Origin of the sequence: Pseudoalteromonas sp. GABNS16E, from assembly GCF_028598715.1 — a bacterium.
GTDB classification, from domain to species: Bacteria; Pseudomonadota; Gammaproteobacteria; order Enterobacterales; family Alteromonadaceae; genus Pseudoalteromonas; species Pseudoalteromonas atlantica.
Map to the genome: position 1 here is coordinate 66,405 of NZ_JAQREZ010000004.1, position 15,535 is coordinate 81,939.

The following is a 15,535-nucleotide window of genomic DNA, read 5'->3' on the forward strand; positions in this document are numbered from 1 at the left end:
AAAAATATCAACCTCTAGATGTATAGATGTCTAAATGAAATTTATTCATGATTTTATACTTTATCAACCTGCAGCCATTAGCGCTTTAAAACCCGCCATTCGTTGACTGTTTCACCTGTGAGCCACTACAATACAACATTGAAATTTTTATTATTATTTGAAGGCTTTCCTCCATGGTTTTACCTGATAAGTTTATATTCTCGATGAGTCGAGTATCTAAAGTTGTGCCACCTAAGCGCACAATTTTAAAAGATATTTCGTTGCACTTTTTCCCTGGCGCTAAAATTGGTGTGCTAGGTTTAAATGGTGCTGGTAAATCTACATTACTTCGCATTATGGCCGGTGTTGACCAAGACTTTGAAGGTGAAGCCCGCCCTCAACCTGGTACTAAAATTGGTTACTTACCGCAAGAGCCAGTACTGGATGAAAGCAAAACAGTACGCGAAATAGTTGAAGAAGCTGTTGGCGAAGTAAAACATGCCCTTAATCGCCTTGACGAAGTGTACAACGAGTACGCGATGGAAGACGCTGACTTTGACGCCCTAGCAAAAGAGCAAGGTAAGCTTGAAGCAATCATTCAAGCGCACGATGGCCACAACATCGATAACGTTTTAGAGCGCGCTGCCGATGCACTTCGTTTACCTGAATGGGATGCTAAAATTGAGCACCTTTCAGGTGGTGAGCGCCGCCGTGTTGCTATTTGTCGTTTATTACTCGAAAAGCCAGATATGCTTATTCTCGATGAGCCTACTAACCACTTAGATGCTGAGTCGGTTGCTTGGCTTGAGCGCTTCTTACATGATTACGAAGGCACTGTTGTGGCGGTAACGCATGACCGTTACTTCCTTGATAATGTAGCTGGCTGGATACTAGAGCTTGACCGTGGTGAAGGTATTCCGTGGGAAGGTAACTACTCTTCTTGGCTTGAGCAAAAAGATGCGCGCTTACAACAAGAGCAAAAATCTGAAAAAGCACGTCAAAAATCAATTGCTCAAGAGCTTGAGTGGGTTCGTTCAAACCCTAAAGGTCGCCAAGCTAAGTCTAAAGCGCGTATGGCGCAGTTTAGTGAGCTACAGCAGTCTGATTACCAAAAGCGTAACGAAACTAACGAGCTATTTATTCCACCTGGTCCGCGTTTAGGCGACCAAGTGCTTGAAGTTAATAACTTACGTAAGAGTTTTGGCGATCGCGTATTAATCGACGATTTAAGCTTTAGTATGCCAAAAGGCGCGATAGTGGGCATTATCGGTGCCAATGGCGCGGGTAAATCAACCCTATTTAAAATGCTAAGCGGCGAAGAGCAACCTGATAGCGGCAGCATTAGCGTAGGTGAAACTGTAGAGCTTGCAACGGTTGATCAGTTCCGTGGCAATATGGACGAAAGCAAAACTGTATTCCAAGAAATATCTGACGGGCAAGACGTGCTAAAAATTGGTAACTTTGAGTTCCCAAGCCGTGCATACGTTAGCCGCTTTAACTTTAAAGGTAACGATCAGCAAAAGTTTGTAAAAGACTTATCAGGTGGTGAGCGTAACCGTTTACACCTTGCTAAGCTTTTAAAAGCGGGTGGTAACGTAGTACTACTGGATGAGCCAACCAATGACCTTGATGTTGAAACACTACGCGCCCTTGAGAACGCTATTTTAGAGTTCCCAGGCTGTGTAATGTGTATATCGCATGACCGTTGGTTCCTTGACCGTATTGCAACACACATTTTAGATTACCGCGACGAAGGCCAAATTAACTTCTTTGATGGTAACTACACTGAATACGAAGAGTGGCTTAAAAAGACCTTAGGCGCAGAAGCTGCACAACCTAAGCGTATTAAGTATAAAAAAATTGGTTAATTGTTAACTGATATAACAAACCCTGCATTTATGCGGGTTTTTTTTATGCCATTTTTTATCGCTATGGGCTATTTCCCGCTATGCTTGATTTAAATATTACAATAAAGGCACTCGTTTTATGGAAAATCGACGTCAGTTCTCGCGTATTCTTTTTTCAACCGCGGCTCAATTAGAATTTGCAGGAGAGAGCTACCCATGCAAATTACTCGATGTATCTTTACATGGCGCACTCATTACTAAATGCGCGGCGTTTAGTGGCACAAAAAATAGCGAAGCCACCTTGCGCTTTACCTTGCCACAAAGCGATATAGAAATAAAAATGGAGGTGTTTATTTGCCACATAGAAGATAAACACATCGGCCTTAATTGCCACCATATAGATATAAACAGCATTACCTATTTAAAACGGTTAGTTGAACTTAATTTAGCCGATGAACAATTACTTCATCGCGAGCTTGCCTCATTGATTGAATAGCGGCAATAGACTCCCTTAGTTAAGTTTATTACCATAGCGCAAACTTTATTATTGATACGGTTATGCGCCTAAACCCTCACTTACCTTTGGTCTATCACAGTAATTATTCGTTTAGCTTTGACCCTAAGCACCGATTTGTAATGAGTAAATTTGCTCATTTATATGAGCAGGTTAAAGGTTTAGGCATTGCAGGTAATAATTTAGTAGAGCCTATTTTGGGCTCCCCTGAACCACTTGAACTGGTACACTGCGAAAACTACATTCACGATTTATGGCATAACCGTCTAGACGAAAAAGCCATGCGCCGCATTGGCTTACCTTGGTCGCAACCGCTAATGGACCGCACATTCACCGCCCCACAAGGCACGTTACACACTGCACGCTTAGCATTAAAGCATGGCTTAGCCTGTCATTTAGCAGGCGGTACACACCATGCACATACTGATTTTGGCTCAGGTTTTTGTATGGTGAACGACTTAGCCTTTACCGCGCAAACATTAATACAAAGCGGTGAAGTGACCAACGTGCTCATTTTTGATTTAGACGTACACCAAGGCGATGGCACAGCTGCAATGCTTGCGCATCAACCGTATGCGTATACATGCTCTATACACTGCGAAAAAAACTTCCCGTTTAGAAAATCCCCCAGCGATTTAGACATAGGCCTTGCTAACAATATGCAAGACGCAGAATACTTAGGCGTTGTGGATGATACGCTGCAGTTTTTACTAAAAGAACTCAACCCCGATTTAGTCCTATACGATGCCGGTGTAGATATTTGGCAAGAGGATGGCTTAGGCAAACTAGATATAAGCTGGGACGGCATTAAACAGCGTGACCATTTAGTGTTTAAGCGCTGCCTTGAACATAACACCGCTATTGCCAGTGTTATTGGTGGCGGCTACGACAGAGACCATACGCGTTTAGCGCAGCGCCATGCAATAGTGATTGAGCAGGCTGCGGGTTTTTAAAAGAAGTATTAACCTGTGCGCTTTATACTTTTAACTGGCTTGGGGTTAGCCCTGTCCAACGTTTAAATGCCCGCCTAAAGTTAGGAATATCGTAAAATGCCAAACGCTCAGCAACATGCTCATTGCACTTAGCGCGCAAGGTAAGTAAATAAATGGCTTTATGTTTATTTTGCTCATCAACTAAGCTCGAAAAGCGCATATTATGGCATTTTAGTTTTCGTTTAAACGTGGCTGGGCTCATGGCAAAATACTGGGCGGTTTGCTCTAAACTTGCCTCGTTATAAGTGTGTAAATAGCGCCAAACAGCCTCTATAAAGGTGTATTTTTCGTGTGATTTTACAGCCAATTGAGCGCGTGCTTGCATAAAGCGTAATTCGCTGGCGTACGGGTTAGCTTGGCGAAGTAATGTTTTGCTAATTACCCAACGAGTTGTTGGCTGCTCAAAACGCAGCTTTAAACCTAAATGTTGCTCGTACTGATGAATATGACGCGGTCGCTTAAAGCTAAAGTCGAACTCACATTGCGGATAGTGCGGGCTTAAACGCTTTAATAAACTATAAAACGCAGCACTGTAAATTTCTAAAATGTAGTTATGCAGGTCGTCATCAAGCCCTGTAGCAGCATTTAAAAAAATATAAAATTGCTGATTACTTACATAGTGCTGACTAAAAAACAAAGGGCAAAGCTGTAAACGCGCTCGCTGTATTTGTAACAGTGCCGCTCCTAGTTTAGCGCTGTACAATACACTTTGTGCTGCGCTACTTGAATCGTTAACTAATTGACTCCCTAGTAAAAAACCGCTGTCGGGGGTGTTCATTAGGCGTTTAAATTGACTTAGTAATTTAACTTGCTGCTCCAAACTAAAGCAATGCTCAACGCTGAGTAAATCTTGCTCAAAAATCCCGGTGCCGCGTAACAACTTATGTAGGGCAACCCCCCTACTTTGCGCAAGCTCTACAACGGCAGTTATAAGCCCCTGTGCAGTTAAATACTTGTCACTTAAGCTAACATAACTGTTCACTGCTGGTGGCTCTTTGTTGTTTTTGTAGTTGTAGGCCGCTGTGCAATTGTTGCATTAGCATGTGAGCTGTATCACTTTTTTGCGCTTGTATGATGTGGGTAGTCACGCACTGAAACTTAGCAAGCCCAGAGCCTTCTACTTTAAAAGCACAATGTTTTAATGCGGCTGTTATTTGCCTAAGAAGCTCTTGGCCTTGCTGCTTTGATGTGGCTGGCATTAGTACCATAAAACAGTCTCCCGCATAACGACATACCACATCGCTTAACCGACAGTTCATTAGTATAAGCTCGCTTATTTCGCGTAGCAGTCGATCCCCTTCGCTAAAACCAAACTCATTATTAAAACTAGCGAAGTCGCGTATATCAATAGCGGCTAATAAAACTGGCTGCGGCGCCTTAAGCTGCGTGTTTAAAACGCTTTGTAAGTATTCGGCTGTATAAACACCGGTAACAGGGCATACTTTATCGTGCTCACGTAAATGTGCTTCACGACGTCTTAGCTGTTTATTTAAAACATATTGTTCTTGGTGCCAATGGTATAAACCTAAACTGGTTAGCAGCATCCCAACGGGGGCTGGCAGTGACTCTATCCAGCTTAGCCACTGCTGCGCAGGTTGCATTAACCATTCATCGAGCAAATCGAGCGTGGCCGAGAACATAAATAAACCAAGCCCAAGCACCAAATAACGAGTAACTTTGCCCGGCGGGCGCGAAATAAGTAAGGCAACAATCCAAGTTAGGGTCATAATCACTATGCCGCCCTCACCAATAATATCGAGCCATTGTATGTGTTGCAGCTCTTTGAGTTCCCCTAAATAGGCACATAAAAAGATGGCTAATAACGCCATAGCTATAATACTGTTTGTTAAAAGCCGATGGCTAATAAAGGGATTAAATCGCATAGTTTGTCTTATTTAAATTGCGTATGTATTTATGCTACCCGAAGTGCATTTTTTGTAGCAGGGTCATATTAGCTCAATGATGTGACAGCTAAATGATATGCACTTACTTATAAGCTGCACATGGCCCATTAACGCTATATTGCTTGGGAGTGCGATTAGCTCACACGCCTAGGTAAAACGTTTAAAACCTTAATAACCTGCTGATCTAAATAGGGTGTTGTCACATTTGCGTCATTTAATTTAATTAGTTTGCTTTCAAACCAAGCAGCAACAGGAGCAAATTACATGGCACACTTTAAACTTAAAGCACTGGTAACAGCGCTATCACTTTGCAATTTAGCAGTACATGCAGCACAAGAAGAACACACAACTGATGTAAAAGTATCTGAAGAGTTAGTAGTTTATGGCGAAATAGGCTATCGCAACCGCTCACAAGAACTTGCGCCAACACTTGAGTATTCACAAGAGTACTTTCAGCGTTTTGAACCACTCACCGCAGGTGATGCACTAAAGCGTGTACCGAGTGTGACGTTTTTATCAGATGTGCTTGAATCTGACGGCGCACGTATGCGCGGTTTGAGCCCTGCTTACACAAAAGTACTAATCAATGGCGAAGAAGTTCCAGGCGCTGGCGCTGATCGCTCATTTTTTGTTGACCGTATTCCAGCAGAATTAATCGAGCGTGTAGAAATAATTCGTTCATCAAGTGCCAACCGCTCTGCCGATGCAATTGCGGGCACCCTTAACATTGTACTTCGCGATGGCTACAGCTTAGATGGCGGTTACATTCGCGCAGGAGGCTTACGCTATGATGATGGTGAACTAAAAGAAAGCTTTGCGGGCGTTTACGGTACTGAGTTTGCAGGTGGACGTTTACTACTAGGGGCTAATTTTCAAGGTCGTTATAACCCAAAACAAAAATCAAGCAGACGTTATGGCGATAGCCCTGAAAATAACCCTAATTATGCAACAGACGATTTTGATAACCGTGAAGATCAATCTGATACTCGTGATGGCGATGACACATCATTAAATGCCAGCTTTGAAAAGGTGTTTGATAACGGTGGCAAATTTGATATTAGCGCCATGTGGGTTGATACCGACCGTACTGAAGATGAGCGCTCTTTTGAATACGACGACGCATCTGCAACCTCAGGCTCTGTCGTTGAGGGTGGTAATTTAATCTCAGATAACGCAAACGTTTCGTTTATTGATCAAACCAACTACAACATTAATTCTGGCTATGAATTGCCCCTACTGGGCGGTACCAGCAAATTTAAAGTAGGCTATGCCAGCTTTGAAGAGTCTGTTTACGAACAAGAAGTTGAGCTTGATACCTCAGAGCTCCCAATGGTGTTTGAAGAAGCAGAAGAAACCGTTGATATCGATGATAAAGAATGGTCATTACAATGGCAGCACAGCTTACTGGTAGGTGACTCGAAAGAAGTTCAGTTTGGTGCTTTTGTGCAAGGCAAAGAACGCGACACAGCTATTTTTGTCGCTGAAGATGAAAGTGAGCAAACACTGACTGGATGGGCTCAATTTAGCGAGACGCCAATGTCATTAGCACAATTTAACAACGAATTTGAACCAGTAGACGGCGGTGTTAATAAACTTGAAGAAGACCGTTTTGATTTATTTGCGCTAATCAAGCATGAAGCGGATGTGTTCTCATGGGAGATGGGGGTGCGCTGGGAGTCAACTGACTCAAGTATTACCGATACCAATGAAGGCGTTACTGCCGAAAATGATTATGACTTTTTCTTACCATCGGCTCACTTTCGTTACAGCGTCAGTGATAACGGACGAGTCAGCGCCTCTGTTGCTCGCAGCTTACGTCGCCCTGACTTTGACTACATGACACCCGCCCTACTTGAAGAAGAGCTCGCTGATAATGACTTTTTAGGCAACCCAAGCCTTAAACCAGAATCATCTTGGGGTATCGATTTAGGTTACGAATACCGTTTAGGTAAAAGTGGCGTTGTAGGTGTAAACGTATTTTACCGTGACGTTAGCGACCTTATTGAAATTGCCAGTACAGGTGTTGAAGGCTCAGAAGGCGAAGGCACATTTGTACTGCAACCACAAAATACTGGTGATGGCACAGTTCAAGGTATTGAGTTTGATTTATCAACCCCACTGAGCGCCTTAAACATGCCTAACACTGGTATCTTCTTAAATTACTCTTGGCTCGACAGTGAAGTTGAAGACAGCTTTGGTAAGCGTAAATTTAATGACCAATCAGATTATGTTTATAACGTTGGCTTTATCCAAGATTTACCAACACTACGCGCATCATTCGGTGCAACGTACCGTAATCAAGGTGATGCATACGGACGCTTTGTGGGTGAAGAAGTAACAACCTCTTACGGAGCTGATTTAGAGTTATTCGTTGAAAAGCGCTGGGATGACATCACCCTTCGCCTAGTTGGTTCAAACTTACTGGATGCCAGTAAAGATGAAGTTTTTAACAAATTTGACTCACTTGATGATCAAAACAATCGTGAATTTGATGAGTACGAGCTTGAATCGGAAGAAGCAGGCCCTGTGATTCAAGTAATGCTGCGTTACGCATTCTAATCACACGTATTGTCATTTTAAGCACGTAATGGCAAACCATCGCGTGCTTTTTTGGAGTTAAAACATGTTTAAATTGTCTTTCATAATGGCCGCGCTACTGTGCTCATCAGCGCTCAGTGCTGGCGAGCCCATTATTTATAAAGATGCGCTTTATCAGCAACAAAAAATTGCCAAGTTAACTACGTTGCCTAATAGCCTTAACTTTATGGTAATTGGCGACTGGGGACACAACGGCCACTTTTACCAAAAAGAAGTGGCTCATCAGCTAGAAATTGCTATGTATCAAACCGATGCCGATTTTATTGTCTCGACCGGCGATAACTTTTACCCAAATGGCGTGGCAAGTGTGAACGATCCTCTTTGGCAATCAGCCTTTGAGAACATATACCATGGCCCGCACACATTTGAAGATTGGTATGTTGTTTTAGGTAATCACGATTACTTGGGTAATGCCCAAGCACAAATTGACTACACCGCAAAAAGTCAGCGCTGGCAGTTACCTGCAAGGTACTACAGTAAAACATTTGCGCTTGAAAACAACGAGCAAGTGTTAATGGTGTTTTTAGATACCAACCCGATTCAACCTGAATATAAAACCCGTGAAAAATACCGCTCAACTCAAGGGCAAAGTTATCAAATACAATTGGATTGGCTTGAAACCCAACTTGCTGGCAGTAACGCAAAATGGAAAATTGTGGTAGGCCATCACCCGCTTTATTCAAGTGGTAAACGCTTTGGCCGCAACCAAGGGCTTCGCGACATTTTAGAACCTATTTTGGAGCGTCATAATGTGCACGCTTATATCGCAGGGCACGAGCACGACTTGCAATACAACCAACCAAAAAATAGCAAGGTGGCTCACTTTGTCTCTGGTGGTGGCAGTGAAGCACGGTTTGTAAAACAACGTGAATTTACCCGCTACGCAGAAGCAACACCTGGTTTTTTAAGTATCTCTATCAATGGCGAAACTCTCAGTGTAAGCGCGATTAATCACCTTGGTGAAGTACGTTTTAGCACTGAAAAGCACATAGATAAGTAAAGGATAAAATAATGAACTTTAAACTAAATACAATTTCAGCAGTGCTATCAAGTGCTGTGCTTGTAACTGCGCTTAGCGGTTGTACAAGTAATGACGATACGCAAAACACGACAGAAATAGCAAAGCCGGCTGTTGAGGCTAAGTTATTTGGCCCACAACAAAACATGCAAGGCTCACAAGCAGCAGCGCTAGGTAATAATCAATCGCTAATGGCGAGCGAAAGCCAGGGCTTATTACTTGCCGATAACGAGAAAAGCAGTGTGCTGTTAGCCGGTAACTTTGAGTCAATTTCACTAAAACAATTATCAGCGCAGCAATTTTTATTGGCAACTCTAGATAACAACCAAGACAACGTAGCCATTTTTAAGCTTATAAAAAATGGTCAAACTTGGCAGATAAATGAACTCTCTCGTATTACCCCGCCTCAAGCTCAGCCTGATGCCGTGTGTTTATTTAAAAATAGCAATAACGAAACTGTATCAGCATTTGTGCCAGATGTTCGCGGCTTGATCAGCGAAACCATTATTTATGATTTAGCCACTAACCAAGCTAAAAATATCGCAGTACGTGAGTTCTCTGCAGTCACAGAGGCTTCAGGTTGTGCAGTAAATGACGACACAAAAACCCTGTATGTGAGTGAGGCAGAGCTCGGAGTGTGGGCCATTAATGCTGATGCGGAATCAGCTGCCAATAAGCAACCTGTGGCTTTAGTACAGCCATACGGCGAATTAAACAGTGAAATCGGGGCTCTATCGGTATCACAAGACGGTACATTATGGCTGAGTGCCACTGATGGTAATAAGGTTTATGCTTACCAAGCTCAAACAGACAAGCTAAGCCAATGGTCGCTGGCAGGTGAGCACACTATTGAGTCTGTTGCAGCAAGCTTTATTAATGACAATCAAGCCCAGCTGGTATTAATTGATGATGAAACAGGCGCTTACATTCAAGCAAACGTTAACTACACAGCGCAAACAGCGACTTCACAAAACAATGTCGCGATGACTCACCTTCATGCCAGCGCACAAACTACACCGGTTGCTGCGTTTGGTGATGCAGCAGATGATCCGGCTATTTGGATAAATAAGCAAGATGCTAAAAACAGCTTAATTTTAGGCACAGATAAACGCCGTGGTTTGATGGTTTATGACCTTGCTGGCAGCAAAGTACAATCGCTTAATGTTGGGCGTTTAAATAATGTTGATGTGCGCCAACATCAAGACATAAACAACCAGACCCATACGTGGATCACTGCCAGTAACCGTACTCTTAATAGCATTAGCGTATTTACTGTCGATAGTGATAACCAAGTAAACCATGTGACAGAAATAGCCACTAACCTACCTGAGATTTACGGTATGTGTATGTATTCGTCTGAATCTGGTCAATACGTGTTTGTTAATGATAAATCAGGTTTATTCCAGCAATATAAACTCATCGGTGAGCAAAGTAATTTAAGTGGTGAACTGGTTAGAGAGTTTACCCTACCAAGCCAACCTGAAGGCTGTAGCGCTGATGATAAGCGCGGCCAATTATTTGCAGGTGAAGAAGATGCAGGCATTTGGTATATCGGTGCTGAGCCAACTTCTGGCAACAAAGCGGTCATGCTACAAGGTATAAATGAGCAACTTGTGGCAGATGTTGAAGGCATGGAAATCTATCATGCTGATGATAAGCGCTATTTAGTAGTATCAAGCCAAGGCGATAATAGCTATGTGCTTTATAAAATATCAGATAATACGCAGCCTAGCCTAAGCTTTGCAGGTAAATTTAATGTGATTGCTAATCTAGATAAAGGCATTGATGGCGCAGGTGAAACAGACGGCTTAACCGTTACAGCAAAACCTTTACCAGGCTATCCTGAAGGCATGCTTATAGTGCAAGACGGCTACAACCGTATGCCACTACAACCACAAAATTTTAAAATTATTGACTGGCGTGAAGTTAAAAAAGCGATTAAGTAAAAACCTACCATATTTAAACGCAATAAGGCTCTTACGAGCCTTTTTACTATGTGTATTTAAAATAAACCTATTAAATTTAGAGTTATTAAAGCTATATACTACACTTTAAGCTCATAAATTAATTGAGATTATTATGCGTTTACTTCTTACATTGTTGCTCATTACTATAAGCGGATACGCTTTTGCTGAGGAAGAGGCAGCAGAATTGCCACCACTCAACCCCAAATACAATGCAGAGCATGCAATAGCACTGGTGAATAAAGGTTCAGGAATTTATGCGTTTAACTTACCCGGCTATAAATTACCTCACGATGTACAAGTGGTGTATAGGATTAAAAACCCCGATGTGGCTTTTTTAGATATTGTGCGCAACGCAGAGCTTATAACGCTAAAGCCCAAACCTTTTAATATTCAACGCTTAATGCGCGGTGAAGAAATAACCATTACCGCAGATGTGTACGAAGGCAATTACAAAAAAGCAGGCAGCCTAATTTACACAAACAGAACAATAGAAATGAGTAAACAGCTATATGCTCGCCAATTAAAAGATTTAGCTAAACCTAGCCAGTGGCAAGAATACGACATGATAGACCTAGGTAGCACAGAGCGAATTTACATACATAAAATTAGCCAAGCACCTAGTTTCAGCCACTTAATTTTTGTAGATTTAGTAAATGCCTGTATGCAAAAATTTAGAACCTCAACCCTCCTTCCTAGCCAGAATGAGTTAACGTATAAATTTATAAACTGCGGCACCCTAAAACCTTTATTTTACGAAGCAGAAAGTTTAAAAAAATAGTTTCAAACATGAAAAAAGGCCCTTTCGAGCCTTTGGATTAACTTTGGAAATATAAAGTTTTAAAAATTATATCAGTGTAAGCAGTTGTGGCGCTGCGCTGTGGTAGTCAACGGCCATGGCAATACTGAGTGCTGTAATATTTATAATAGAAAAAGCAAACACTTGGCGTGCCCAGCTCGTTAAATTAACATTACGGCGATAGCCACGCAGTGCCATAAGTAACCACCAAAAACTGGTAATACACGCCACAGCCATAAAGGCTGCGCCAGTGTAGCCACTTATTGGTAATAGCATTACAACTAAAGCGTACACAGCAATATAAAGTACAATATGGCGCTTCGCTTTATCAATACCTTGCGCTACGGGTAATACGGGAATACCTGCGGCTTGGTAATCTTTAAAGCGAAAAATAGCAATAGCATATGAATGCGGCATTTGCCACAGACTAAACATAACTAATAATATTAATGCACCTATATCGAACTGCCCGGTTACAGCGCAGTAACCAACAACAGGAGGCACTGCGCCAGAAAGGCTACCTACAAACGTGCCATAAACTGAGTTGCGCTTCATGTAAAGGCTATAAACCCCAACATAAATGACATAGCCAAACGCTGCAAAAAATACCGCGGCTTGTGTGGTGTAAGCAATGAGTAAACCAAACCCTACAACCCCCAATAAAACCCCGTGACTCAGTGCAGCAAAGGCCGACATTTCGCCTGTTACTGTTACCCGCGTACGAGTACGTGCCATGGCTACATCTATGTCTCTATCAATTACATTGTTGATAGCACAGCCCGATGCAACCACAAGTGACAAGCCAATAAGCGTAACAACCATTAGCCATGGGTCTATATCCCCGCGCGAGGCAAGTAAAAAACCGCCTGCAACGCTGATAAGGTTGCCCATAATAATGCCTGGCTTAGTCACTGATAAATAACGACGAAACATCTTCAACTCCTAGTACATCATCATTGCGTTAGATTCGTAAATTATCCAAACCGATAACCCAACAACCATGACGATAATTAGGGCACTGAATAAAAATGAGAAGGTACTTGCACGGCCATCTTCTGTCGTAAAATTAAGGTGTAAAAAGTATTTTAAGTGCACCCAAATTTGTACAATAGCTAAAGTAACAATGCTCCAAAGCGTAGTTACTTTTGAAAAGTCGCCTTCCATTACCATGTAAAACGGTATCGCGGTTAAAATTATTGATAGCACAAAGCCAATTAAGTACGTTTTAACACTGCCATGAGACTCATCATGGTGCTCGTTTTGCATTTGCTTTAATGCGTGCGCTTCGCTGTGGCTCATTACATTGCTCCCATTAAATAAACAACGGTAAATACACAAATCCAAACAATGTCTAAGAAGTGCCAAAATAGGCTTAGGCAGCTTAAGCGTGTTACTGTTTGTTTACCTAAGCCACGTTTAGCTACTTCTATCATCATAATACTCATCCAAATTAGACCCGCAGTTACGTGTAAACCATGTAAGCCTACTAACGAGAAGAATGAGGTTAAAAAGGCACTTTGTTGTGGACCATTACCATGCACAATTAGGTGGTGAAATTCGTAAATTTCCATGCCTATAAACACAGCACCTAAACAAAAGGTAATAAACAACCAGGTGAGTGTTAGTGCCTTTTTTTGCCCTTGTGCGGCAATCATGGCAAAGCCAAAAGTAATACTACTAATGAGTAACGCAGCGGTTTCTACTGCAACAAAGTCGAGTTCAAAAATGTCTTTACCTGATACACCACCGGCTGTGTTCATAAACAGCACGGCGTAAGTGGCAAAAAACGAGGCAAATAATAGGCAATCGGTCATTAGGTATAACCAAAAGCCAAAGATTGTATCGCCAGAGGTATCGTGATGCTCATGTGCATGAGCATCGTGCGAAACTGAGTCTAAATGGGCAGTTTCTACATTCGCAGATAGTGTACTCACGCGCTTAGCTCCTTATTTCCACTAGAATTATACGCAGCTTCAATACGTGCAATTTCATCAGGTTGTATATAGTAATCAACATCGCTGGTGTAACAACGCTTGATAAATAAGGCAATTGCGCCAACAAAACCAACGGCAGCTAACCACCAGATATGCCAGATCATGGCAAAGCTAAATACAGTTAAGCTTGCTGCAATTAACACCCCAGATGCTGTGTTTTTAGGCATATGAATTGGGCTGTAGCTTGCTTTTGTTTGATACGCTTGGCCTTTTTCTTTCGCTTCGGTCCAGGCATCAATGTCATCAACGTGAGGAATAGTTGCAAAGTTATACACTTGTGGAGGTGAGCTAGTTGCCCATTCTAGTGTATGGCCGTTCCACGGGTCGCCGGTTGTATCGTCAAGTGCTTCGCGGTCTCTAAAGCTAACAAAGAGCTGCACGACTTGGAAAATAATACCAAACATAATAATGACAGCACCGCCTGCTGCAATGTATAACCACATGTTCCAATCTGGGTTATTAGTGTGGTTTAAGCGACGTGTCATACCTAAAAAACCAAGTACATACAACGGCATAAACGCCACGAAGAAACCAACTATCCAACACCAGAAAGACGCTTTACCCCATTTTTCGCTAAGCTTAAAGCCCATTGCTTTAGGGAACCAAAATACAAAACCTGCAAGGTAGCCAAATACAGCGCCACCAATGATTGTGTTATGGAAATGCGCAATTAAGAATAAACTGTTATGCAACACGTAATCGGCACCCGGAATAGCCAGTAATACGCCGGTCATACCGCCTACTGTAAAGGTAACCATAAAGCCTAATGTCCAAAGTACAGGAACGCTAATACGTAAACGGCCGCGGTAAATGGTAAACAACCAGTTGAATAGCTTAACGCCAGTTGGGACGGCAATAACCATGGTCATTACCCCAAAGAACGCATTAACGTTGGCGCTCGACCCCATGGTGAAAAAGTGGTGTAGCCAAACAATAAAACCTAAAATAGAGATTGCACCGCTGGCATACACCATCGATTTGTAACCAAATAAACGTTTACCGGCAAAGGTTGAGATAATTTCAGAAAAAATACCAAAAGCAGGCAGTACTAAAATATAAACCTCAGGGTGACCCCACGCCCAAAACAGGTTGATGTACATCATGGCGTTGCCGCCCGCTGCATTGGTAAAAAAGTGAAAATCAAGGTAACGGTCAAGCGTTAGCATGCCCAGCACAGCAGTTAAAATAGGGAAAGATGCTGCAATTAAAATATTTGCCCATGTACATGCCCATGTAAAAATTGGCATTTTCATTAGGGTCATACCTGGGGCACGCATTTTAAACACAGTCGCTAAAAAGTTTACTGCAGTTAAAAGCGTACCGAGCCCAGAAATTTGCAAGGCCCATATATAATAATCGACCCCCACCCCAGGGCTAAAAGTCAGCTCCGAAAGCGGCGGATACGCCACCCAACCTGTTTTTGCAAACTCACCAAATACAAGCGACAAGTTAATTAAAATGGCACCGCTGGCAGTAAACCAAAAACTTAGGTTATTTAAAAATGGAAAAGCGACATCGCGTGCGCCAATTTGTAGTGGCAATACAATGTTCATTAGGCCAATCATAAATGGCATAGCCATAAATATGATCATGATAACGCCGTGCGCTGTAAATATTTGGTCGTAATGCTCAGGAGGCAAATAACCTGGTGCACCGCTAGTAGCAAGTGCTAACTGCGCACGCATCATAATGGCATCAGAAAAACCACGAAACAGCATTATTAATGCTAAAAAGATGTACATTACGCCTAAGCGTTTATGATCAACAGAGGTGATCCAGTCGTGCCAAAGCACGCCCCACTTTTTATATTTAGTAATAAGCCCGGCAATAATAAGCCCGGCAATCGCTATCACCGTCATGGTAACCATTATAATTGGCTCATGAAACGGAATTGCGTCGAGTGAAAGTTTACCTAAAAACGACATT

General features: G+C 42.3%; 13 protein-coding genes. 7 read left to right on the forward strand and 6 right to left on the reverse strand.

Annotated elements, in window-relative coordinates; all coding sequences use genetic code 11:
* Window positions 1-173 precede the first annotated feature (173 nt).
* The 3 genes from ettA to PSI06_RS03135 all read left to right on the forward strand — a co-directional run bounded on the left by ettA (window position 174) and on the right by PSI06_RS03135 (window position 3,293).
* Entirely contained in the window at window positions 174-1,847 is a 1,674-nt protein-coding gene (gene ettA, locus PSI06_RS03125) for an energy-dependent translational throttle protein EttA (RefSeq protein ID WP_273602876.1), read from the forward strand.
* Between the two features lie 118 nt (window positions 1,848-1,965).
* On the forward strand, window positions 1,966-2,322 hold the full coding sequence (locus PSI06_RS03130) for a PilZ domain-containing protein (protein ID WP_029773844.1): 357 nt from the start codon (window positions 1,966-1,968) through the stop codon (window positions 2,320-2,322).
* A 62-nt stretch (window positions 2,323-2,384) separates the two neighbouring features.
* On the forward strand, window positions 2,385-3,293 hold the full coding sequence (locus PSI06_RS03135) for a histone deacetylase family protein (protein WP_273602875.1): 909 nt from the start codon (window positions 2,385-2,387) through the stop codon (window positions 3,291-3,293).
* Window positions 3,294-3,315: 22 nt separating this feature from the next.
* Here the strand turns inward: PSI06_RS03135 and PSI06_RS03140 are convergent, their stop codons facing one another.
* Together PSI06_RS03140 and PSI06_RS03145 are read right to left on the reverse strand one after the other, a co-directional pair.
* The gene (locus PSI06_RS03140; RefSeq protein ID WP_273602874.1) at window positions 3,316-4,314 is read right to left on the reverse strand and encodes a helix-turn-helix domain-containing protein; all 999 of its coding nucleotides are present in this window, start codon (window positions 4,312-4,314) and stop codon (window positions 3,316-3,318) included.
* Window positions 4,298-5,215, reverse strand: coding sequence for a GGDEF domain-containing protein (locus PSI06_RS03145; protein ID WP_004587438.1), 918 nt, complete (start codon window positions 5,213-5,215; stop codon window positions 4,298-4,300). The genes PSI06_RS03140 and PSI06_RS03145 overlap by 17 nt, the downstream gene beginning before the upstream one ends.
* A gap of 285 nt (window positions 5,216-5,500) precedes the next feature.
* Here PSI06_RS03145 and PSI06_RS03150 point away from each other — a divergent pair, with 285 nt between their 5' ends.
* From PSI06_RS03150 to PSI06_RS03165, 4 genes are all read left to right on the forward strand, one after another.
* Window positions 5,501-7,795, forward strand: a complete 2,295-nt coding sequence (locus PSI06_RS03150; RefSeq protein ID WP_273602873.1) for a TonB-dependent receptor plug domain-containing protein — start codon at window positions 5,501-5,503, stop codon at window positions 7,793-7,795.
* 64 nt (window positions 7,796-7,859) lie between these two features.
* Window positions 7,860-8,834 (forward strand): metallophosphoesterase, encoded by a 975-nt coding sequence (locus PSI06_RS03155; protein WP_273602872.1) that lies wholly within the window; start codon window positions 7,860-7,862, stop codon window positions 8,832-8,834.
* A gap of 11 nt (window positions 8,835-8,845) precedes the next feature.
* Window positions 8,846-10,798 (forward strand): phytase, encoded by a 1,953-nt coding sequence (locus tag PSI06_RS03160; RefSeq protein ID WP_273602871.1) that lies wholly within the window; start codon window positions 8,846-8,848, stop codon window positions 10,796-10,798.
* Window positions 10,799-10,931: 133 nt separating this feature from the next.
* Complete coding sequence (locus PSI06_RS03165; protein WP_273602870.1) at window positions 10,932-11,597, forward strand: hypothetical protein; 666 nt, start codon at window positions 10,932-10,934, stop codon at window positions 11,595-11,597.
* Between the two features lie 66 nt (window positions 11,598-11,663).
* Here PSI06_RS03165 and cyoE read toward each other — a convergent pair whose 3' ends face one another.
* Genes cyoE through cyoB form a run of 4 tightly spaced genes read right to left on the reverse strand, consistent with a single transcriptional unit; the run spans window position 11,664 to window position 15,534 of the window.
* The gene (gene cyoE / locus PSI06_RS03170; protein WP_004587443.1) at window positions 11,664-12,548 is read right to left on the reverse strand and encodes a heme o synthase; all 885 of its coding nucleotides are present in this window, start codon (window positions 12,546-12,548) and stop codon (window positions 11,664-11,666) included.
* A 9-nt stretch (window positions 12,549-12,557) separates the two neighbouring features.
* Window positions 12,558-12,914: a cytochrome o ubiquinol oxidase subunit IV gene (cyoD, locus tag PSI06_RS03175; protein WP_004587444.1), complete on the reverse strand. Its 357-nt coding sequence runs from the start codon at window positions 12,912-12,914 to the stop codon at window positions 12,558-12,560.
* A complete protein-coding gene (gene cyoC, locus PSI06_RS03180; protein WP_004587445.1) occupies window positions 12,914-13,549 on the reverse strand; it encodes a cytochrome o ubiquinol oxidase subunit III in 636 nt (211 codons plus the stop codon). The genes cyoD and cyoC overlap by 1 nt, the downstream gene beginning before the upstream one ends.
* Window positions 13,546-15,534, reverse strand: coding sequence for a cytochrome o ubiquinol oxidase subunit I (gene cyoB, locus PSI06_RS03185; RefSeq protein WP_004587446.1), 1,989 nt, complete (start codon window positions 15,532-15,534; stop codon window positions 13,546-13,548). The genes cyoC and cyoB overlap by 4 nt, the downstream gene beginning before the upstream one ends.
* Window position 15,535: the final 1 nt, after the last annotated feature.